Origin of the sequence: Haloglomus halophilum (genome assembly GCF_024298885.1) — an archaeon.
Taxonomy (GTDB): Archaea; Halobacteriota; Halobacteria; order Halobacteriales; family Haloarculaceae; genus Haloglomus; species Haloglomus halophilum.
On sequence record NZ_CP101166.1, the window covers coordinates 3,185,994 to 3,204,972 of the forward strand.

The following is an 18,979-nucleotide window of genomic DNA, read 5'->3' on the forward strand; positions in this document are numbered from 1 at the left end:
CGAAATCCAGATGCTTTTGACATATTTGTAGCATAATATCTTTTTCGCGGCATATGTCGCGAAAATGGCTGTAAAGAATCCGGGCATCTGCACGACGTGTCGCCCGGTGGAACGGGCAATCGGGGCCACGCCCGTGAATCAGGTGAATCAATCGCCTGCATACGCGCGCCGGAGGCGCGCGTTTCTCCGCTCCGAGCGACCGCAGGGAGCGAGGAGCGGCCTTTTTTCTGAACGTTTTTTGCGGTGAGCGGTTCCGCGTTCGGGAGAGCGAAGCCCTCCCGCAGCCCATCAGAAATCGAAGATTTCTGAGGACGCCGCAGGCGCGGAACCCGAACCGCAAAAAAGCTCACATGTAACCGAGGTCGCGCAGCCGCTCCATCAGGTCCTCCTTGTCCTGGGCGCGGTTGCCGCGCTCGGAGGTGTTCTCCATGTCCTGGAGCCAGGCCGGTTCGTCGGCGGACTTGCCCGTCGAGACCTCGGAGCCGAGCGAGCGGAAGCCCTCGAAGTACTTCGGGGAGACCGGGATGTCCTCGGGGGTCAGGTCGTTCGGCAGGTCGTCGAGCGACTGGGGCACGTAGCCGTCGTCGGGGTACTCGGCGACCGTCTCCGGGACGACGAAGTACCAGAAGGCGTCCCACACGTCGGCCTCCATGAACTGGAGGATGGGCTGGATGCGGTCGTGGGGCGGGTAGATGTCCGGGTCGTGACGCGGCGAGAAGAACGTCTCGTCCGCGCGGGCCTCCTGCTCGTCCCAGCGGATGCCGGAGATGATGCCGTCGATGTCGTACTCCTCGAGCGCGTCGTTCAGCGCGACCGTCTTGAGGAGGTGATTGCCGACGTACGTGTCCAGCAGGAACGGGAAGGTGTCCTCCTCGTACTCGAGGATGTTGCGGACGTGGTGCTGGTTGTGCTCGGAGAGGGCGTCGATGGGGATGTCGTCGCCGGGTTCGAGCCCGTTCTCGTCGACGTAGTCACCGACGTCCGTGTTGCGGGCGTAGGCGACCTCGAGGTCCCACTCGTCGGCCCAGCGCTCGACGAAGTCCATGAGTTCGTCGAAGTGCTGGTAGTGGTCGATGAACACCGTCGGCGGCATCTCGAGGTCGAACTGGTCGACGACCTCCTTCACGAAGTACAGCGTGAGCGTCGAGTCCTTCCCACCGGTCCACATGATGGCCGGGTTCTCGTACTCGCGCAGCCCCGTCTCTACGACCTCGAGGGCCTTCTCGATCTTGTCCTCGATGGTCGGGTAGTCCTCGGGGTCCTCGTCCTCGCCGTCCGTGTAGTCGACGTCCAGGTAGTCGGGGAAGTCGGTCATCTCGTAATGAGATATAATTAGCGAGTTGTAAGTGCTTTTCGGCAGGATTCGTGGGTGTTAACGGGTAACACACCGGGTTAGGCGGGTCATACTGAGGGTGCCCGCCAGCGAAGGCCGCTGGGTCGGAATCAGTAGCCGGGGATGTCCGTCAGCTCGTAGCCGACGATGAGCTTCTGGATCTCCGTGGTGCCGTCCGGGATGGTCATCGTGCGGGCGTCGCGGTAGTAGCGCTCCAGCGGGTAGTCCTTCGAGAGGCCGTTGGCGCCGAAGACCTGCATCGCGTTCGAGGCGCCCTCGACGGACTGCTCGCAGGCGTAGCCCTTCGCGAGCGAGGACATCAGGCGGGCCTCGTCGTCGCCACGCTCGACCAGGTCCGCCGCGTGGTAGGTGAGTAGCCGCGAGGTCTCCAGCGAGCACTTGATCTGGTACAGCAGGTCCTGGACGAGCTGCTTGCCGGCGATGGGACCGCCGCCGACCTCGCGCTCCTTCGCGTAGTCCAGCGCCTCCTCCATGCAGGCCTGCAGGATACCGACCGACATCGCCGCCATCCCCGTCCGCATGTACGAGAAGATGGCGTTGAGCGGTTTCGCGCTCTGGAACATCGGGGCGTCCATGATGGCGCCCTCGCCCTCGGCGACCATGTTGCCGACCGCGGTCATCAGCTTGTTCTCCTCGGGGACGCGGATGTCGTCGAAGAACATCTGGCCCGTCGGAGAGCCCTTCCAGCCGAGCTTGTCGAGTTCGCGCGTCTCGAACCCGGTGGTCTCCTTGTCGACGATGAAGAAGTCACGCGTGTCCGTCTCCTGGTCCTGCGCGACGACCAGCGCCATGTCCGCGATGGTGGCGTTCGAGACCCACGTCTTCTCGCCGTTGATGACGTACTCGTCGCCGTCCTTCCGGGCGGTCGTGTTGGGGTTGGCCGTGTCGCTGCCGCCCTCCGGCTCGGTGACGGCCATGCAGGCGATGCAGGAGCCGTCCTCGACCTTGTCGGTGAGCGCCTCGCGGGTCCGCTCGCCGGCGTACTTCCCGAACTGTGCGGGGAACGACATCATCAGCGCCACGTTCAGCGACGGCCACACCCGCGAGAGCTCCTCGGAGGTGATGGTGTAGGTCATCGGGTCGGCGAAGCCCTCGCCGGAGGCGGGGCCGACGCCGAGTTCGCCGAGTTCCTGCTGGTACGCGACGACCTCGTCCTTGCTGAGTGCCTCCTTGTCCGCCTCCGGCAGGTCCGGGGCGATCTCGTTCTCGAGGAAGTCACGCAGCGAGTCCTTGAACATCCGGTCCTCGTCTGAGAGCTGCATACACATCTCCTCGTGAGGCTACTGCCTCGTCGTTGTCCATCACATATGCGGCCCTTCTTTACTCACCGGGCGGGGCCGCGTTCCCACTGCTGTCTGGTACCGAGTGTCGTGGTGTGGCCCGCACAGGGTCGGCCGAACGGGGACACGGTGTCGAAGAAGCCGCGGGGTCAGTTGATGAACTTGTTGTCGCGCCAGTCGACGCCCCCGTTCTCCGTCTCGCGGGGGTCCTCGACGACCTTCACGCGGGCCGCGCGGTCCTCGCCGTCCACGATACGGACCGCTTCGAGATCCTCGCCGACCGCGGTGATGGCCTCGAGCGAGCCCTTGTCGGCCGTCCGTGCGAGGTTGCACAGCACCTCGAACATTGGGTACTGGAGCTCGGTGTTCTGGAGCACCGTCTCGCGGTCGCCCTTGAAGCAGGCGTACTCGATGAGCTTCGAGCGGATCTCCTGCTCGGCCTCCTGCTCGCCACCGAGGCTGGACCAGGAGGGTCCGCCGCCGCCGTCGCCGCCCGAGGAGACCGACCCGCCGGGCCCGTCGTCCGGCGGCGTCTCCTGCCACTCACCGTCCTCGTTCTCGTAGACACGGTTCTCCGTCACGCTGGCCTTCAGCTGGGCGGTCGGAGTGTACTTCGAGAGGTTCTCCTCGGCGGCGACCGAGGAGATGATGAGCGTGTTGTTCCGGCGGGTAATCTCGATGTCCTTGATCTCCACTGGGAGGTCCGGGTCCTCGAAGAAGGAGTGGACGTCGTCTAGCGGCAGTTCGAGTGTCGAATGGAGTCTGAATACCCTGCTGTTCATAGTATCCCTGTCCCTTGGGAGCGGCCGACCCCCAACAGTTGGGTGGTCATGTGAGTATAAGGATTTCTCACTTATAGTTGTGTCTCTCGGGGCCGATGCCACGAGAACGGGGCGCTCGTGAGCGTAACGGGCGACTCAGGCCTGTAGCGTCTCCCCGAGGTCGCCACGCTCCTCCAGTTCGACCAGCACGTCGCTGCCGCCCACGAACTCGCCGTCGACGAACGTCTGTGGGATCGTCTCCCACCCGCTGTGGTCCTCCAGTGCCGCCCGGTACTCGTCGAGCGACTCCAGCACGTCGACGGTCTCGAACTCCTCGCGATACTGCCCGATGAGCGTCAGCGCCCGGTCGGAGTAACCACACTGAGGCATCATCGGTGTCCCCTTCATGAACAGCACCACGTCGTTCTCGGAGATGGCCTCCGCGACCTGTTCGTCGACCTCCTCCTGGGGGAGGCTGCTCTCGGGGTCGAACGTCATGTCCGAACCTGTGGCTCGACGGCTCATATCCCTTGCGGGCAGGGGTCACGGACCGACAGCCCGGCGGTCGGGCGCTCCCATCTGCCGTGTGGGTGGATGACCGGGCCGTCAGCCGGTTACCTCGTGCTTACCGACCAGTTAACTGTAACCCGGCTCTATCCATGTCCGATGACCGATAGCGAGAGCCAGGACGAGGAGTACGAGGTCGCGGTGGTCGGCGGCGGGCCAGCCGGACTGACGACGGCGGTCTACACGACTCGACTGGGGCACGACACCGTCGTCATCAACCGCGGCGGCGGCCGGGCGGCGATGATGCTGGATACCCACAACGTCATCGGCGTCACCGAGGACGTGAGCGGTAACGAGTTCCTCCAGACCGCCCAGGAGCAGGTCCGGGAGTACGGCGCCGACTACCACCGCGACTTCGTGAGCGAGGCCGAACGTACGGACGAGGGGCGCTTCCGCCTCACCGCCAACGACGTGGAGGTGGTCGTCGACCACGTCGTTCTCGCGACGGGCTTCTCCGACGTGCGGCCGGACCCCCCGCTCCCGCGCACGGGTCGTGGCCTCCACTGGTGTCTCCACTGCGACGCCTACATGTTCGTCGACCAGCCGGTCTGGGTGATGGGGACCGGCGAGGCCGCCGCGAAGGTCGCGATGATAATGCTCAACTTCACCGACGAGGTCGACCTCCTCACCCGCGGCGACGAGCCCGAGTGGTCCGAGGAGACCGACCGCCAGCTCGCGGCCCACCCCGTCGATGTCATCCACGACGACATCGAGAGCATCGAGAAGGGCGAGGACGGCTGGCTGGAGGCGTTCGTCTTCGAGGACGGCACCCGCCGCGCGTACCGCGGGGGCTTCCCGATGTACGGCAGCGACTACAACACCGACCTCGCCGACCAGCTCGGCGTCGACCTGAACGACGACGGCACCATCGCCGTCGACGACCACGGCCACACCAGCGTCGAGGGCGTCTCCGCAGTCGGCGACATCGTCCCCGGTCACAACCAGATTCCCGTCGCGATGGGCCAGGGCGCCAAGGCCGGTATCGGCATCCACTACCGGCTCCGCGAGTTCCCCCGCTCGCTCGATAGCATCGAGTCCGAGGGCGAGGTCACCGCGGAGCAGGTGCCCGGGATGAGCCAGGAGCTGCGCCGCCGGGCCCGCGAGCACAACGCGAACGCGGCCGCTCCACCGGTCGAGGAACCGGAGCCCGAGACGGCGGACGACTGATCTACCGCTGAACCGGGATCTCCCGGAGGATAGCTCGCGCTCGAAGCGAACGGCGACTGCGTAGCTATCGTTGCTGGAATAAACAGGAAATCGGCGCCGCGAGCGCCAGCCGTTAGCTACTCGCGGTTTCGGTCGGCGTGGCGGTCGCAGTCGCCGTCTCGGTCTCGGTGTCCGTACTCTGGTTGCCCGAGTCGTCCCCGGAGCCGCCGTCGGAGCCGGCGGCGTCACCGGAACCGGACTGCTGTTCGCTCTCGGTGCTCGTCTCGGTCGCCTCCTCGTCCGGTTCGAGTGTCTCCTTCAGCGAGACCGTCTCGTCCTCGTAGGTCACCTCGACCTCGACCTCCTCGGCGTCGCTCGGCACCGCGAACGTCGCGTTGCCGTCCGCGCCGGTCAGGTACTCCGTGTCGTTGTACGCGACCGTGGCGTTCTCCACGGCGGTCCCGTTCTGGGAGACGTACACCGTCGCGTTCTCGCCGGCCGTGACGTTGCCGACGAACGTCGCGTTGAACGCGGCTGCCTCGGTTGCCTCATCACCCTGCTGGGCTCCGCCGCGCTCGTCCTGCTCGGACTCGTCGTCCTCGGCCTCGTCCTCACCGCCAACCTTCTCGATGGGGACGTCCGTGCCGGACTCGCTGGCGACCGGCTTGATGTTGTAGGAGCCGGAGTTACCGCGCTTGACGACGGTGATGTCGTAGACGAAGTCGAGCTCCTCGCCGCCGCCGACCTCGAAGTTCTCGTTGAGCTGGAGCTTCGAGGAGGGCAGCTTCACGTCGGTCTGGTTCCCGTCCGTGAGCGTCCCGTTGACGTCGTCGACGTGGATGAATACCTTCGTGTAGTTGCCCGACTGCAGGTCGAACGTCTGCAGGAGGGTGGCGTTGTCACCCTTGAGCTCGGTCAGGTCGACCGTGCGGTTGTCGACATCGTACTCCGTCCAGTTACCGGACTCGCCGCCGCGCTGGAAGCCGACCTTCGAGATGGTGACGTTCAGGTGCTCGAAGTCGTCGATGGCGTTCTTCTCGTCACTGATGTAGAAGTTCATCCGACCCTGGTCGGCCTGGGTGTCGGTCTCGTTGCCGTCGTCGGTGGCCGTCGGCGTCGGCGTGTCCTCATCGTCGTCGGCATCGTCACCCTCGTCGTCAGCGTCCTCGTCCTCGGCGTCCTCGCCGACCTTGTTGATAGGCACGTCCGTGCCGGACTGGCCCGCGACCGGCTTGATGTTGTAGGAGCCGGAGTTACCGCGCTTGACGACGTTGATGTCGTAGACGAAGTCCACGGACTCGTTGTTGCCGACCGTGAACTGCTGGTTGATGCGGAGCTTCTCCGAGGGCAGCTTCACGTCGGCGCTGCTGCCGTCGGTGAGCGTCCCGTTGATGTCGCTCACGCTGATGCGGACCTGCGTGTAGGTCCCGTTCTCGACCTCGAACTCCTGCAGGAGCGTGGCGTTCGCGCCCTTGAGCTCGGTCAGGTCGACGGTACGGCTGTCGACGTCGAACGTCTGCCAGCCGCTCTCCTCGGCATCATCGTCGTCGGCCTCCGCATCGTCCTCCCCGGTGGAGGTGTTGGTGGCGGTGGCTTCGGAGTCGTCGTCACCCTCGGCCTTCTGGAAGGCCACCTCGTCGATGGTGACGTTCAGGTGCTCGAAGTCCTCGATGGCACCCGGCTGGTCGCTGATGTAGAAGTTGATCGTCCCGACCGCATCGCCCGAAGTCCCGTCACTGGGCTCGCCGCTCTCGCCCGGCCCGGACCCGCCGAAGGAACACCCGGCGGTCACGAGCATGAGCGCGACGAGCACTGTTGCGAACTGCTGTCTCATTATGTATCCGTGCGTCAATGAACCGCGTCGGACTTAGAAGTGTTATGGCCGAATCGCCCGATATCGCCGCCGAGGCTGCCGCTACCGACACTATTTGCCGAAGGTGGAGTTCCATGTCAGCGTCCCACGCGACCGGTGTGGCCGGTCCGGAACCGAGCGTGGCGGTCAGCTCTCGGTCGCCGTGGCCTGCTCGCCGGCGTCGCTTCCAGCATCGTCCGTGGCGTCGTCGTCCTCGCGCTCCTCGGCCTCATCTTCGTCCTCGTCCTCCTCACGTTCCTCGGGCTCTTCCTCTTCCTCCTCCGCATCGCGTTCCGTGTCGTCAGCATCGCGCTCCGCCTCTGCCTCGTCCTCGTCCGCATCGCGCTCGGCGAACTTCCGCTTCAGTTCGACCTCGCCGTCCTCGTACTCGACCTCGACCTCGACCTCCTCGGCGTCGGCGGGCACGTCGAACATCACCGTCCCGTCGCCGGCGGTCGTGTACTCGCGGTCGCCGATCTCGACGGTCGCGCCGGAGACCGGCTCGCCGCGCTGGGTCACCGTCACCGTCGCGGCCTCGCCGCGCTCGACGCTGCCGGCGAAGCGCGCGCTGAGACCGGACTCCTCGTCACGGCCGACCTCCTTGATGGGCACGTCCGTCCCGGACTCGCTCACGACCGGCGTCAGGATGTACTTGCCCGACTTGCCGGCCTTCACCACCGTCGCGTCGAAGACGAAGTCCATGGACTCGTTGTTGCCGACCGTGAACCGCTTCTCGAGCTGGAGCTTGCCCGAGGGGAGCTTCACCTTCGTCGAGCTGCCGTCGTCGAGCGTCCCGTCGACCTCGCTCACGTACAGGAACACCTTGTCGTAGGTGCCGTTGGGGAGGCGCTGCTGCCCGACGACCGTGGCGTTCTCGCCCTGCAGCTCGGTCAGGTCGACCGTCGTGTCGTTGATGTCGTAGGTCTCCCAGCCCTCGCGCTGGTCGTCCTCGCGGTCGGGGTCGTTCTCACCCTCTGCCTCGGCTTCCGCTTCGTCCTCGGGGTCGGCCTCGGCGTCCGTCTCGTTCGCCTCGGTCTCGGTCGTGTTGGCGTCCGTCTCGGCCTCCACGTCCCCGTCGTCGGACGCGTTCACGCGGTGGTAGGCGACGCGGTCGATGGTGACGTTCAGGTGTTCGAAGTCGCCCATAGCACCGGGTTGGTCACTCACGTACAGCGTGACCGTGCCCGCACCGTCGTCGGTCGTGGCGGTCCCGTCGGTGCCGCCGTCGGCACCACCGGGAACGCCTCCGATACAGCCGGCCAGCAACAGCATCGCCGCCGCGGCGAGCGCGACGACCGTGTTTGTACTCGACATCGTACCCCGGGATAGTGCCCGGACCCAGATAAGGGGGTCACGCCGTTCGGACCGTTCCTACCCCGATGCCGTGTGGCGATTAAACGGGGTGAACGAAGTGAACGGCTCGGCGGCCGCCGCCGGGTGCCGGCCATCCGACACGGGTTTCACGCGGCGCCCCCGACCCAGATGGTATGTCCCTTCACGTGACGTTCCTCGGCACCGGCGGGGCGGTCCCGTCGGTCCGGCGGAACACCTCGGCGCTGCTGGTCCGCCGCGAGGGCGAGCGACTCCTGTTCGACTGCGGCGAGGGCACCCAGCGGCAGATGATGCGCTTCGGGACCGGCTTCGACATCTCGCATCTCTTCGTCACCCACATGCACGGGGACCACACGCTCGGCATCCCCGGGCTCCTCCAGACGTGGGACTTCAACGACCGCGAGGACGGCCTCGCCATCCACGTCCCGAACGGCGAGCGCCGGACGATGCGGAACCTGCTGGACGGCACCGGCACGAATCCGGGGTTCCCGGTCCGCATCAACGAGGTCGATCCGGGCGACGCCGCGCTCGCCCGCGACGAGTACGAGGTCCGCGCGTTCGCGACCGAGCACCGGACCCGGTCGGTCGGCTACGCTATCGTCGAGGACGACCGGAAGGGCCGGTTCGACCGCGAGCGGGCCGAGGAACTCGGCGTCCCGGTCGGCCCGAAGTTCTCGGCGCTCCACGACGGTGAGTCCGTCGAACTCGACGACGGGACCGTTGTCACGCCGGAGCAGGTCGTCGGCGAGCCCCGCCCCGGCCGCACCGTCGTCTACACGGGAGACACCCGGCCGACCGACGCGACCGAACGCATCGCCGCGGACGCCGACCTCCTGGTCCACGACGCCACGTTCGCCGAGGCCGACGCCGACCGCGCCCCGCAGACGGGCCACTCGACGGCGACCGAAGCAGCCGAACTCGCCGGCCACGCCGACGCGAAGCGACTCGCGCTCGTCCACATCTCCTCGCGCTACGCGGGCCGGTCGGAACTGCTGGCCGAGGAGGCCCGCGCGGGCTTCGACGGCGAGGTCCTGCTCCCCGACGACGGCGACGAACTCGAGGTCCCGTACCCAGACGGCTGAGCCACGGAACCGGCGGTTGTCGCACCGAGGCTGTCGCCCCGAAGCTCTTGTATGCGCGCGCGGAACGCCCGTTCATGTCCGAGGACTACGAGTGCCCCTTCTGCAGTATCGTCGGGGGCGAGGCCCGGGCGAGCGTCGTCGCCGAGACCGACGAGACGCTGGCGTTCGCGGACCTGAACCCGGCGACCGAGGGCCATACGCTCGTGATTCCGAAGCGACACGCCGCCGGGCTCGCGGACCTCGACCCGGCGGTCGGCGGGCGGCTGTTCGAGGAGGGGATGGCGGTCGCGGCCGCCGCGCGCGAGGCCCTCGACCCCGACGGGATCAACTTCGTCCTCGCAGACGGCGAGGCCGCCGGGCAGGAGGTGTTCCACGTCCACCTCCACGTCGTCCCGCGCTACGAGGGCGACGACGTGCGGTTCGTAGCCGAGCAGTCGCGGGCAGATCGCGAGGCGCTGGACGCCGTGACCGAGCAACTGCGAGAGCGGCTGTAGGTCAGCCCTCGCCGTCGTCCTCGAGCTGGAACAGGTCCTCGACGGCGCAGTCGAAGTGTGCCGCCAGTTTCAGTGCCAGCTCCAGTGAGGGGTCGTACCGGCCGCGTTCGACCGCGTTGATGGTCTGCCGGGTGACGCCGACGGCCTCGCCGAGGGCGCCCTGGCTCAGCCCCTCGCGTTCGCGGTACTCCCGGAGGTTCGACTCCATTATCGGCGGCGGGAGCGGGCCAGGAGCACGAAGACGCCCCAGACGGCGAACAGGCCGGCCACGAAGTAGCCCGCGTAGTAGAACCACTCCGGCCAGGTCACGTAGCCCAGCGCCCGGGCGGCGACCATCGTCGGGAAGACGACGGCCGAGGCCATCCCGACGGCGGCCATCGTGTGGCGGCCGGCCTCGTCGAAGACGGCGCGGTCGCGCTCGTCGAAGGTGGGCTGGTCGCTCTCGTGACCCAGCGCGACCGCGACGACTGCGCCGGCGACGAAGGCACCGACGCCGACCAGCGGGTAGCCGGCGACGATGAGGGCGGCGTACAGCGCGCTGCCGACGGCCCAGGAGGCCGCGTACAGCGAGCGAGTCGATACGGTGGGGCTCGGGAGGGCGGTATCCGTCATGGTGTCAAGCACCCTTTACACTGTAACGTATACTTTACACCCACTTCAACATTTCGCCACCCGCCGCTCGCTCCTGCCCCCGGGCACGGGATTTATTCCCACTCGTCGCCGATAGCCAGGTGTGAGTACCCGAACGAGTGCCCTCGACGCGGTGGTGTTCGGGGTGGACATCCAGAGCGGCGACGTGCGCGGCGATTCGCCCTCCTATGCCGTCGTCGCGTTCGACGGCGAGAACGTCGACCGGGACGTGGTCTCCTACCGGAAGCTGACCCGGCTCATCCAGCGCGAGGAACCCGCCATCGTTGCGACCGACAACACGTACGAACTCGCGACGGACAAGGACGATCTCGTGCGGTTCCTGCGCGAGCTCCCGTCCGGAACGACGCTCGTGCAGGTGACGGGCGCCGAAGAGCCCGAGCCGCTCTCCCGCGTCGCCCGCCGCCACGGCGTCCCGTACGGCAAGCAGCCGATGAAGGAAGCCGAGGCCGCCGCCCGGCTCGCCGCCCGGAACGTGGGCCAGGAGGTGTCGGCGTTCGCCGACCGGACGACCGTGAAGGTCGCGCGGGGCCGCTCGACCGGCGGGGGTGGGGGATGGTCCGAGGACCGCTTCACCCGCCGCATCCACGGGAGCGTGAAGACGAAGACCCGCGACGTGGAGCGGAAACTCGACGAGGCCGGACTGGAGTACGAGCAGGAGGTCACGGAGAAGTACGGCGGCTACTCGCAGGCGCTGTTCCACGTCGAGGCGACGCCCGCCGAGTTGCCGGTTTCACGCGAGCGCGCCGGCGACACCCGCATCGAGATTGACCGCGAGCGCAAGGACGGCATCGAGTACGCGCCGCTGGTGCAGCGCCGCGACCACGTCCTCGTGGGCATCGACCCCGGGACGACGACGGCCGTCGCCATCGTCGGGCTGGACGGCGAGGTCCTGGAGACGCTCTCGACCCGCACCGCGGACACCGCCGCGGTCATCGAGTGGATCATCGAGCGCGGCCGGCCCATCCTCGTGGCGGCCGATGTCGAGCCGATGCCCGAGACGGTCGAGAAGATCCGCCGCTCGTTCGACGCCGCCGGCTGGGTCCCCGAGACGGACCTCCCGGTCGACACCAAACAACACCGCACGCGGGAGGAAGCGTACGACAACGACCACGAGCGCGACGCGATGGCCGCCGCGCTGCACGCCTTCGACGCCCACGAGGACCAGTTCCAGCGCATCGCACGAAAGGTGCCCGCGGGCTTCGACCGCGGCGAGGTCACGAAGCGGGTCGTGGCCGACGAGGAGTCCGTCGAGGCGGTCATCGACGACCTGACCGACGACCCCGGCGAGGACGAGGAGGAGTCGACCCACGAGCCCCGGGAGCTCACGGCCGAGGAGAAGGAGATAAAACGGCTGGAGGCCCGCGTCCAGCGGCTGGAGGACCACGTCGAGGAGCTGCGCGAGACGGTCCAGCAGAAGGACGAACGTATCGCGGAGTACGAGGACGAGCTGAGCGAGGCGCGTCGCGAGGAGCGCCAGGAGGCCCGCGAGCGCCGCGAGGTCGCGCGCCTCGAACGTGAGAACGACCGCCTCGAACGCGAACTCGCCGAGGAGCGCGAGGCTTCCGAGGAACTGGCCGACAAACTGGAGCGACTGAAGGCGCTCTGGCGGCTCGACCACTCGGACTTCGCGGACGTGGCCGACGAACAGTCAGGGCTGGTCCCGGTCAAACCCGTCGCGCAGTTCACCAAGACGGCCATCGAGGAGGCTCAGGAGTCATACGGCCTCGCCCCGGACGACGTGGTCCTCCTGCGGGACGCCTCGGGAGCGGGCCGGACGACGGCCGAACGACTGGCCGAGACCGACCCCCGGGTCGTCCTCCGGCACGGCAACCTCTCGGAACAGGCCGACCGGGTCCTGTTCGAGCACGACATCCCCGAGGGCCCCGCCGACGACGTGACCGTCCAGGAGGTCGACGAGCTGGCCGTGGCGCGCGAGCGCGAGGTCGAGGCCGTCATCGAGGACTGGGCGGACCGGGCCGAGGACCGGCGGCGCGACCAGAACGCCGAGATGGTCGACCAGATCATCAGCGAGCACCGCGCCGACCGGCCATCCGAGAGCGACTGACCCGGGCCGCGGCCCGGCGTGGTCACTCTCGGGTGAACGAGTGTCGAAGGGAGAAGTACGGTCGCGCCGCCTCAGAGCATCCCGCCCATGCCCATCTCCTCCATCGCGGACTCGACGAGCCCGCGGGCGACCATCCCCATCCCGGCCACGACGAGCGCGACGCCCAGCGCGGCGACCTTGTTCTCGCGAGCGACCACGAGCAGGCCCAGCACGAGCGCCACGACACCCTTCTGTCCGACATCACCGAGCGACTCCTTGGTTTCCTCGACGTCCATACCCGTCGGGATTCACCCGTGTGTGATAAAGTCACGGAAACGCTGCTGGTGACCGGCGCGACCGGAGCCGCTTACTGCCGGTGGTTTCACAGTGCCGGCGCGCGCCGGCTCATCCATGCGCGACATCGACCCGATGGACCACGAGCAGTGGAGCGCCGAACAGGCGGAGACGACCGTTACCGTCGACGGCCACTCGGTCAGGATGGCCTACCGCGACGCGGGCCCGACCGACCGGGACGAGCCCCGGGACACGCTCGTGTTCGTCCACGGCGTGCCGACGTGGAGCTACCTGTGGCGCCGTGTCGCCCCGGCCTTCGAGGACGAGTACCGCGTCATCGTCCCGGACATGGTCGGCTACGGCAACTCCTCGTTCCGCGAGGGGTTCGATCGTTCCATCCGTGCCCAGGAGCAGGCGCTGGACGGCCTGCTGGACCACCTCGGCATCGAGCTGTTCAGCTTCGTCGCGCACGATATCGGGGGTGGGGCGGCGCTGCGGTTCGCCGCCCACCAGCCCGAACGGGTCGACCGCTTCGTCGCCTCCAACCTCGTCTGCTACGACTCCTGGCCCGTCGAGTTCATCGTGAACCTCGGGCTCCCGCGGACCGAGGAGATGGACCGCGAGGAGTTCGTCGGGCAACTGGACTTCGCGTTCGCAGAGGGGGCGGCCGCGGACGAACCGGACGAGGCGTTCGTCGAGGGGATGAAGGCGCCCTGGCTCGGCGAGAGCGGCCAGCGTGCCATCGCCCGGGCGGCGGTTGCGACGAACACGAACCACACCACCGAGATCGACTACGGCGACATCGAGGCCCAGTTGCTCTGCCTCTGGGCCGAGGACGACGTGATGCAGCCCATCGAGTACGGCGAGCGACTCGCCGACGACGTTGGTGGTGAGGTCGTCCGGCTGTCCGGCGCGTACCACTGGGTGCCCGAGGACGTGGGGGCCGAGTACCGCGAGGAACTGGGCGAGTTCCTCAGCGCCTGAGCGCGGCCGGAAGCCGGCGAGGTGGTGGGTGTCCGAAAAAGGCACGTACCCACCCCGTGACGACCGGGGTATGAGCAACGACGCGCCCGACTGGGAGTTCAAGCCGCGGGATGTCTACGTCCTCCGCGAGCTGTCACGGGACCCGCAGCTCTCCTCGCGGGACCTGGCCCGCATCCTCGAGGAGAAGTACGACATCGATGTCTCGCACGTCACCGTCAGCGAGTCCATCCGCGGGATGCGCGAGCACGGGGTCTTCCGCGAGGCCGTCATCCCCAACGAGGAGTACTTCATCTTCGGCCTGTTCGAGTTCAAGCTCAACCCCGAGAACTTCGCCGAGGGCTGGCGCGACGCGATGGAGTACATCCGGGACTCCCCGAACACGCTCTTCTACTTCCTCTCGGACGGGGAGTACCAGTGGAAGTCCGTGATGATGTTCTCCTCGCGACAGCACGAGTCACAGTGGATCCACGAGTTCTACAAGGAGCACGGCCCCGTCGTCGAGAACATCCGCAACTCCGTCATCCACAACGTCCTCAAGTTCCGGACGGATCCGGAGATCCTGGCGAGCATCGACGAGAAGAACCCGCGGGAGTAGCCCCGAGCGCCCTGGCGCGCCGGCTCACCCCGACAGCGGCTTCTCGAACTCGTACTCCGAGACGGTCTCGCCGCCGACCTCCGCCTCGACCTCGCGCACCCGCTCGAACCCCCGCGATTCGAGGAACGCCACGGCGACGGTGTTGCCGGCGAGCGCCGAGCAGACGAGCCGTTCGGCACCGCGGTTGGCGGCCCACGCCTCCAGTGCCTCCAGCAGCGCCGTCCCGGTGCCCTCGCCCCAGTGGTCCGGGTCGACGTACAGGGTGAACAGCTCGGCCTCGTCGGCCCACTCGCGGGCCGCGCTGGCGAACCCGATGACCGTTCCCTCGTCTCCCCCCTCGTCTCCCTCGCCCTCCTCGTCCGTGACCACGACGAGGAACCGGAACTCCTCCTCCTGGGCGGCCTCGGCGGCGACCTCCCGGAGGAACGCCTCGTCGTAGAGGTCGGCGAGTGCGGTCCGGACGGCATCGGCCGACAGCGCCGAGGCGCAGGCCGCCCACCAGGCGTCCGCGGCGACCGCCGCGATGGCCTCGGCGTCCTCGGGTGTGGCCTCGCGGAGTCTCACGGGTGGTTCTCCCCCTCGGCACCGTCGCCCGCGTCCCGGCCCGGGACATCGGGGGCGTCCTCGGGGGCCGCCGCGTCGCTGTCGCGGGCGCGGGTGACGTACGCCAGCAGCTCGTCGGCGTCCGCGTCGGCGCCCGCACGGGCGAAGAAGTCCGCGACGTTCCGGCAGTCCCGTTCGAGGAACTCCTGGTGGTTGGGGTGGTGGACCGTCACCGCCTGTCCCAGGTCCAGCAGCGCGAGTTCCCCCTCGTGGACCACGATGTTGTACTCCGAGAGGTCGCCGTGGACGAGGCCGGCGTCGTACAGCCGGCGGGTGTACTCGCGGACCACCTCGTACGCGGTCTCGGGGTTCTCGACGTTCACCTCGTTGAGCCGGTGGGCGCGCTGGCCGTCGGTGCCGAGGAACTCCATCACCAGGACGTTGCGCTGGACCGCGATGGGTTCGGGCACCCGGACGCCGGCGGCGATGGCGCGCCGGAGGTTGGCGTACTCCTTCTTCGTCCACGCCGTGACGACCTTCTTCTTGTCCGAGCCGATTCCCTCGAAGCGCGGGTCGCCCTCGAGGTAGGCCCGCATCGAGCGGAAGTCAGAGGCGTTGATGCGGTAGATCTTCACCGCGACCTCGCTGTCGGGCCCGGCCGCGAGGTAGACGTTGGCCTCCTTCCCGGTCGAGAGCGGCCCGCCGAACGCGTCGATGTGGCCGTCCTGGACCAGTTTGTACAGCGCGCCCAGCGTGGCGTCGTCGAACACCGACGCCTCGACCTTGAACTGGTCGGCGTCCTTGATGCGCTTGCGGAACTCCAGGAACTCGCGGTCCCGTTTGCGCGCGATGCGGTCGGCCTCCGTGTCTGCGACGTCGATCTCCTCCCACTCGTCACCGAAGCCCTCGGCCTCGTCCGCTTCGAGCAGGTCGACCTCGACGTCCTGGTCGGCCATCAGGCGGAGATATGGCCCTCTTCACGGAGCTGGTCGGCGTCCTGCTTGTCGTAGCGCCACGTGATGTCGCCCTTCTCGTCCTGCCAGTCCCACGGCTCGACCAGCACCACGTCGTCCTCGCGGATCCAGATGCGCTTCTGCATCCGTCCCGGGATGCGTGCGGTTCGCTCCTGGCCGTCCATACACCGGACCTTCACCCGGTTCGCACCGAGCATCTCCGTGACGACCGCGAACACCTCGTCATCGTCCGGCATGCGGAGGTTCTTCCGGCCGCCGTCGTCCTCGCTCATACCCGCCGATTCGTCGGCCCGCAGTTTAAGTGCAATGCATGATTTCGCGGTATCGGCCGACGGGGTATCCCCGTCGTGGCCATCGTGGCTGTCGTGGCCGCGCGTGTGTCTCGTATGGCGAACGCCGGCCCCACGACGGCTCCTCGCAGCCCCTGGTTTAACGGTGCCTGCGAACAATTGCCAATCCTTTATTGTGACGTACGCACTCTCCGCAGGACGCAATGAGAGCCGTAGTTTTCCAGGGACCGGAGGAGCCGATGCAGGTCGAGGAGGTCGACCGCCCGGACTGCCCTCCGGACGGGGTCGTCATCGAGACCGAAGCCTGCGGGGTGTGCCGCTCGGACTGGCACGCCTGGCAGGGCGACTGGTCGTGGATCGGGATGATGATGACGGAGGGCCTCATCTTCGGCCACGAGCCCGTCGGCGTGGTCGCCGAGGTCGGTGACGACGTCGAGAACTTCCGCGAGGGCGACCGCGTCACCAACCCGTTCAACCTCTCCGACGGTACCTGCGTCCACTGCAAGAAGGGTCACCAGAACCGCTGTGAGCGCTCCATCCCGATGGGGTTCGTCAACTTCTCGACCGGCGCCTTCGCCGAGGAGTATCCGGTACGGGCGGCGGACACCAACCTCATCAAGCTCCCCGAGGGCGTCGATTCGGTCGATGTCGCGGGGCTGGGCTGTCGCTTCGCGACCGCCTTCCACGGCATCGCGCACCGCGTCGACGTCGACCCCGGCGACTGGGTCGCCGTCCACGGCTGCGGTGGCGTCGGCCTCTCCGCGGTCCACACGGCCAACGCGCTCGGCGCGAACGTCATCGGTGTCGACCTGAACGAGGCCGCACTCGAGAAGGCAGAGGAACTCGGCGCGGACGAGACCATCAAGGTGGACGACGTACAGGACGTGCCGCAGGCGGTCAAGAAGAAGACGCCCAAATCGCGGGGCTGTGAGGTCTCCGTCGACGCCCTGGGTATCGCCCAGACCTGCCGAAACTCCGTCAACTCGCTCGGCAAGGGCGGCCAGCACCTCCAGATCGGCCTGACGACCAGTGAGGAGGGTGGCGAGGTCTCCCTGCCGGTCGACAACATCGTCACGGACGAGCGCGAGTTCATCGGCTCCTACGGGATGCCGCCCCACGAGTACGACGAGATATTCCGGATGATGGACAACGGCAAGATCGACCCCGGCGCCATCGTCTCCGAGACCATCTCGCTGTCCGAGGTCCCCGAGACCATCGCCTCCATGGGCGACTACGACACGGTCGGGATTCCGGTCTGCAACAAGTTCTGATCGAGGCTTCGGGCCTCCCGTTCGGCCCGCAGTGTCTCGCTGTTCCTCTCGCTCCCGTGACAGCCGTCGTATGAGCCACGGCCCGGATAGCGCCTCGCGAGCGACCGAGTATTAATGAATATGCATTCAATAACCGGTTGATTTAAAATACGGAGCGTTTCCGGCAGAGAACACTTCCGGGGTCATCTGAAGGCCTTCGCATGGACCGGACGCATGGAATCGCGCTCGTGTTCGTCGGCGTGGTCGTGTTCGGGGTCGTGCCCGCGGCGGCAGGGATACATCCCTCCGACGGGGGGCACGCGGAGGAGCGGACGATGCGGTCCTCGCTCCAGGACGAGGGGACCCCGTGGCTCGCGCCGGGTACCGGCGGCAAGGCGGTTCAGGGCCAGGAGGACGACGAGTCCCAGCAGTTCCCCGGGAACACGTCGTTCCGCATCGATAACCACGCGCCCGGCGGGTCGGGGAACTCGTTCAACATCTTCGCCGTCGGGTTCAGCGAGAACATCCGGATGCACTGGAACGTGGTCCGGCAGGAGGACTTCCGCTGGGACACCTGCACCTCCACGGACGCCACGGCGTTCGGCATCGACCGCGGGAACGACGACCCGGGGACGGAGACCGACCAGAGCCTCCTCAACGCCTACCGGTCGGTGACCTACACGCAGGACGGTATCTACGTCCAGTTCTTCAAGGAGGACAGCCTCGGCGGGTCACCGGTCAACATCACGGTGAACGACCAGATCGTCTCCCGGGTGACCAACTGCCTGCAGAACCCCGACGACCCCGGATGGTACCGGCTGACCGGCTACATCAACGGCTCCACGCAGATGGACGCGAACACCGACTACACCATCTACGGGGCCGCGAAGTACGTCTACATCTGCGAGAACTGCGACAGCCGGCAGGACGCGGTCGAGAAACTCGGCCCGCCGCCGACGACCTGCCCGCCGACCGACGAGTTCGCCCGGGACTCGAAGGAGTGGACCTGCCGGACCCAGGACGGCGAGTACTACACGCGCTCGAACCCCCCGTCCGGCGGGGATCAGACGGCGACCGCGATGCCGACCACGACCTCACCCCCCGGCTCGACGCCGGCCGACACGCCCACCCCGACGCCCGGGGCCACTGCGGCGGCGACGCCCACGCCGACCCCGACATCGGCGATGGGCCCCGACACGCCCACGGTGACCGACAGCTCGACTCCCACCGATCCCCCGACGGACGCGGAGACGGTCGGTGACGACGAGGACGACCCTGGTGGCACACCGACGGCGACCCCCGCGCCGGGTACGACCGCCGGCCCCTCTGGACCTGACGGGACCAGCACCCCCGGAACCGGGGTCCGGACCCCGACCGCCGGCTCGGGGCCGGGCTTCGGCGCCGTGGTGGCACTGGTCGTGCTGGTCGGCGCCGCCCTGCTGGTCCGGCGTGCCGACGGCTGACGACGACCCGTCGTCTGCCGGCG

Annotated in this window: 20 protein-coding genes; 8 read left to right on the plus strand and 12 right to left on the minus strand. The window is 67.7% G+C overall.

Annotated elements, in window-relative coordinates:
- Positions 1 to 346: 346 nt before the first annotated feature.
- The 4 genes from NL114_RS15525 to NL114_RS15540 form a co-directional block, all read right to left on the minus strand.
- Entirely contained in the window at positions 347 to 1,315 is a 969-nt protein-coding gene (locus NL114_RS15525) for a phosphoadenosine phosphosulfate reductase family protein (protein ID WP_254821827.1), read from the minus strand.
- A gap of 128 nt (positions 1,316 to 1,443) precedes the next feature.
- On the minus strand, positions 1,444 to 2,616 hold the full coding sequence (locus tag NL114_RS15530) for an acyl-CoA dehydrogenase family protein (protein ID WP_254821828.1): 1,173 nt from the start codon (positions 2,614 to 2,616) through the stop codon (positions 1,444 to 1,446).
- 167 nt (positions 2,617 to 2,783) lie between these two features.
- On the minus strand, positions 2,784 to 3,416 hold the full coding sequence (locus NL114_RS15535) for a DUF7110 family protein (protein ID WP_254821829.1): 633 nt from the start codon (positions 3,414 to 3,416) through the stop codon (positions 2,784 to 2,786).
- A gap of 135 nt (positions 3,417 to 3,551) precedes the next feature.
- Entirely contained in the window at positions 3,552 to 3,893 is a 342-nt protein-coding gene (locus NL114_RS15540) for a glutaredoxin family protein (RefSeq protein ID WP_254821830.1), read from the minus strand.
- A 168-nt stretch (positions 3,894 to 4,061) separates the two neighbouring features.
- Between NL114_RS15540 and NL114_RS15545 the strand changes: the two genes are divergently transcribed.
- Positions 4,062 to 5,129 carry an NAD(P)/FAD-dependent oxidoreductase gene (locus tag NL114_RS15545; protein WP_254821831.1) on the plus strand — a complete coding sequence of 356 codons (1,068 nt, stop codon included), beginning with the start codon at positions 4,062 to 4,064 and terminating at the stop codon, positions 5,127 to 5,129.
- A gap of 112 nt (positions 5,130 to 5,241) precedes the next feature.
- On the opposite strand, the gene NL114_RS15550 is transcribed toward NL114_RS15545, so the two are convergent.
- Together NL114_RS15550 and NL114_RS15555 are read right to left on the minus strand one after the other, a co-directional pair.
- The gene (locus NL114_RS15550; protein WP_254821832.1) at positions 5,242 to 6,942 is read right to left on the minus strand and encodes a DUF4382 domain-containing protein; all 1,701 of its coding nucleotides are present in this window, start codon (positions 6,940 to 6,942) and stop codon (positions 5,242 to 5,244) included.
- Positions 6,943 to 7,107: 165 nt separating this feature from the next.
- Positions 7,108 to 8,274, minus strand: a complete 1,167-nt coding sequence (locus NL114_RS15555; protein ID WP_254821833.1) for a DUF4382 domain-containing protein — start codon at positions 8,272 to 8,274, stop codon at positions 7,108 to 7,110.
- 173 nt (positions 8,275 to 8,447) lie between these two features.
- Here NL114_RS15555 and rnz point away from each other — a divergent pair, with 173 nt between their 5' ends.
- The gene (rnz, locus tag NL114_RS15560; RefSeq protein ID WP_254821834.1) at positions 8,448 to 9,374 is read left to right on the plus strand and encodes a ribonuclease Z; all 927 of its coding nucleotides are present in this window, start codon (positions 8,448 to 8,450) and stop codon (positions 9,372 to 9,374) included.
- Between the two features lie 74 nt (positions 9,375 to 9,448).
- Positions 9,449 to 9,868: an HIT family protein gene (locus NL114_RS15565; RefSeq protein WP_254821835.1), complete on the plus strand. Its 420-nt coding sequence runs from the start codon at positions 9,449 to 9,451 to the stop codon at positions 9,866 to 9,868.
- Between the two features lies 1 nt (position 9,869).
- On the opposite strand, the gene NL114_RS15570 is transcribed toward NL114_RS15565, so the two are convergent.
- Together NL114_RS15570 and NL114_RS15575 are read right to left on the minus strand one after the other, a co-directional pair.
- Positions 9,870 to 10,076, minus strand: coding sequence for a helix-turn-helix transcriptional regulator (locus tag NL114_RS15570; RefSeq protein ID WP_254821836.1), 207 nt, complete (start codon positions 10,074 to 10,076; stop codon positions 9,870 to 9,872).
- Positions 10,076 to 10,480, minus strand: a complete 405-nt coding sequence (locus NL114_RS15575; protein ID WP_254821837.1) for a DUF2178 domain-containing protein — start codon at positions 10,478 to 10,480, stop codon at positions 10,076 to 10,078. Before NL114_RS15575 ends, NL114_RS15570 begins: the two co-directional genes overlap by 1 nt.
- Before the next feature lie 121 nt (positions 10,481 to 10,601).
- Here NL114_RS15575 and NL114_RS15580 point away from each other — a divergent pair, with 121 nt between their 5' ends.
- Positions 10,602 to 12,584 carry a DUF460 domain-containing protein gene (locus tag NL114_RS15580; RefSeq protein WP_254821838.1) on the plus strand — a complete coding sequence of 661 codons (1,983 nt, stop codon included), beginning with the start codon at positions 10,602 to 10,604 and terminating at the stop codon, positions 12,582 to 12,584.
- 71 nt (positions 12,585 to 12,655) lie between these two features.
- Here the strand turns inward: NL114_RS15580 and NL114_RS15585 are convergent, their stop codons facing one another.
- On the minus strand, positions 12,656 to 12,859 hold the full coding sequence (locus NL114_RS15585) for a DUF7470 family protein (protein WP_254821839.1): 204 nt from the start codon (positions 12,857 to 12,859) through the stop codon (positions 12,656 to 12,658).
- Between the two features lie 115 nt (positions 12,860 to 12,974).
- On the opposite strand from NL114_RS15585, the gene NL114_RS15590 reads away from it, so the two are divergent.
- Together NL114_RS15590 and NL114_RS15595 are read left to right on the plus strand one after the other, a co-directional pair.
- Positions 12,975 to 13,841: an alpha/beta fold hydrolase gene (locus tag NL114_RS15590; RefSeq protein ID WP_254821840.1), complete on the plus strand. Its 867-nt coding sequence runs from the start codon at positions 12,975 to 12,977 to the stop codon at positions 13,839 to 13,841.
- 70 nt (positions 13,842 to 13,911) lie between these two features.
- Positions 13,912 to 14,436: an Lrp/AsnC family transcriptional regulator gene (locus NL114_RS15595; RefSeq protein WP_254821841.1), complete on the plus strand. Its 525-nt coding sequence runs from the start codon at positions 13,912 to 13,914 to the stop codon at positions 14,434 to 14,436.
- A gap of 24 nt (positions 14,437 to 14,460) precedes the next feature.
- On the opposite strand, the gene NL114_RS15600 is transcribed toward NL114_RS15595, so the two are convergent.
- The 3 genes from NL114_RS15600 to eif1A are packed head-to-tail and all read right to left on the minus strand — an operon-like array spanning position 14,461 to position 16,225.
- Positions 14,461 to 15,000 carry a GNAT family N-acetyltransferase gene (locus NL114_RS15600; protein ID WP_254821842.1) on the minus strand — a complete coding sequence of 180 codons (540 nt, stop codon included), beginning with the start codon at positions 14,998 to 15,000 and terminating at the stop codon, positions 14,461 to 14,463.
- Complete coding sequence (gene rio1 / locus NL114_RS15605) at positions 14,997 to 15,935, minus strand: serine/threonine-protein kinase Rio1 (protein WP_254821843.1); 939 nt, start codon at positions 15,933 to 15,935, stop codon at positions 14,997 to 14,999. The genes NL114_RS15600 and rio1 overlap by 4 nt, the downstream gene beginning before the upstream one ends.
- Complete coding sequence (eif1A, locus tag NL114_RS15610; protein WP_254821844.1) at positions 15,935 to 16,225, minus strand: translation initiation factor eIF-1A; 291 nt, start codon at positions 16,223 to 16,225, stop codon at positions 15,935 to 15,937. The genes rio1 and eif1A overlap by 1 nt, the downstream gene beginning before the upstream one ends.
- Positions 16,226 to 16,446: 221 nt before the next feature.
- On the opposite strand from eif1A, the gene NL114_RS15615 reads away from it, so the two are divergent.
- Both NL114_RS15615 and NL114_RS15620 read left to right on the plus strand, forming a co-directional pair.
- Positions 16,447 to 17,514 (plus strand): zinc-dependent alcohol dehydrogenase family protein, encoded by a 1,068-nt coding sequence (locus tag NL114_RS15615; protein ID WP_254821845.1) that lies wholly within the window; start codon positions 16,447 to 16,449, stop codon positions 17,512 to 17,514.
- A 200-nt stretch (positions 17,515 to 17,714) separates the two neighbouring features.
- Complete coding sequence (locus NL114_RS15620) at positions 17,715 to 18,956, plus strand: PGF-CTERM sorting domain-containing protein (RefSeq protein ID WP_254821846.1); 1,242 nt, start codon at positions 17,715 to 17,717, stop codon at positions 18,954 to 18,956.
- The last annotated feature ends 23 nt before the right edge of the window (positions 18,957 to 18,979 follow it).

Coding starts and splice junctions, on each gene's coding strand:
- NL114_RS15590 (WP_254821840.1), top strand. CDS start 12,975: ATGCGCGACATCGACCCGATGGACCACGAGCAGTGGAGCGCCGAACAG.
- rio1 (WP_254821843.1), bottom strand. CDS start 15,935: ATGGCCGACCAGGACGTCGAGGTCGACCTGCTCGAAGCGGACGAGGCC.
- NL114_RS15620 (WP_254821846.1), top strand. CDS start 17,715: ATGGACCGGACGCATGGAATCGCGCTCGTGTTCGTCGGCGTGGTCGTG.
- NL114_RS15585 (WP_254821839.1), bottom strand. CDS start 12,859: ATGGACGTCGAGGAAACCAAGGAGTCGCTCGGTGATGTCGGACAGAAG.
- NL114_RS15575 (WP_254821837.1), bottom strand. CDS start 10,480: ATGACGGATACCGCCCTCCCGAGCCCCACCGTATCGACTCGCTCGCTG.
- NL114_RS15615 (WP_254821845.1), top strand. CDS start 16,447: ATGAGAGCCGTAGTTTTCCAGGGACCGGAGGAGCCGATGCAGGTCGAG.
- NL114_RS15570 (WP_254821836.1), bottom strand. CDS start 10,076: ATGGAGTCGAACCTCCGGGAGTACCGCGAACGCGAGGGGCTGAGCCAG.
- NL114_RS15595 (WP_254821841.1), top strand. CDS start 13,912: ATGAGCAACGACGCGCCCGACTGGGAGTTCAAGCCGCGGGATGTCTAC.
- rnz (WP_254821834.1), top strand. CDS start 8,448: ATGTCCCTTCACGTGACGTTCCTCGGCACCGGCGGGGCGGTCCCGTCG.
- NL114_RS15540 (WP_254821830.1), bottom strand. CDS start 3,893: ATGACGTTCGACCCCGAGAGCAGCCTCCCCCAGGAGGAGGTCGACGAA.
- NL114_RS15535 (WP_254821829.1), bottom strand. CDS start 3,416: ATGAACAGCAGGGTATTCAGACTCCATTCGACACTCGAACTGCCGCTA.
- NL114_RS15545 (WP_254821831.1), top strand. CDS start 4,062: ATGACCGATAGCGAGAGCCAGGACGAGGAGTACGAGGTCGCGGTGGTC.
- NL114_RS15565 (WP_254821835.1), top strand. CDS start 9,449: ATGTCCGAGGACTACGAGTGCCCCTTCTGCAGTATCGTCGGGGGCGAG.
- NL114_RS15555 (WP_254821833.1), bottom strand. CDS start 8,274: ATGTCGAGTACAAACACGGTCGTCGCGCTCGCCGCGGCGGCGATGCTG.
- eif1A (WP_254821844.1), bottom strand. CDS start 16,225: ATGAGCGAGGACGACGGCGGCCGGAAGAACCTCCGCATGCCGGACGAT.
- NL114_RS15530 (WP_254821828.1), bottom strand. CDS start 2,616: ATGCAGCTCTCAGACGAGGACCGGATGTTCAAGGACTCGCTGCGTGAC.
- NL114_RS15550 (WP_254821832.1), bottom strand. CDS start 6,942: ATGAGACAGCAGTTCGCAACAGTGCTCGTCGCGCTCATGCTCGTGACC.
- NL114_RS15525 (WP_254821827.1), bottom strand. CDS start 1,315: ATGACCGACTTCCCCGACTACCTGGACGTCGACTACACGGACGGCGAG.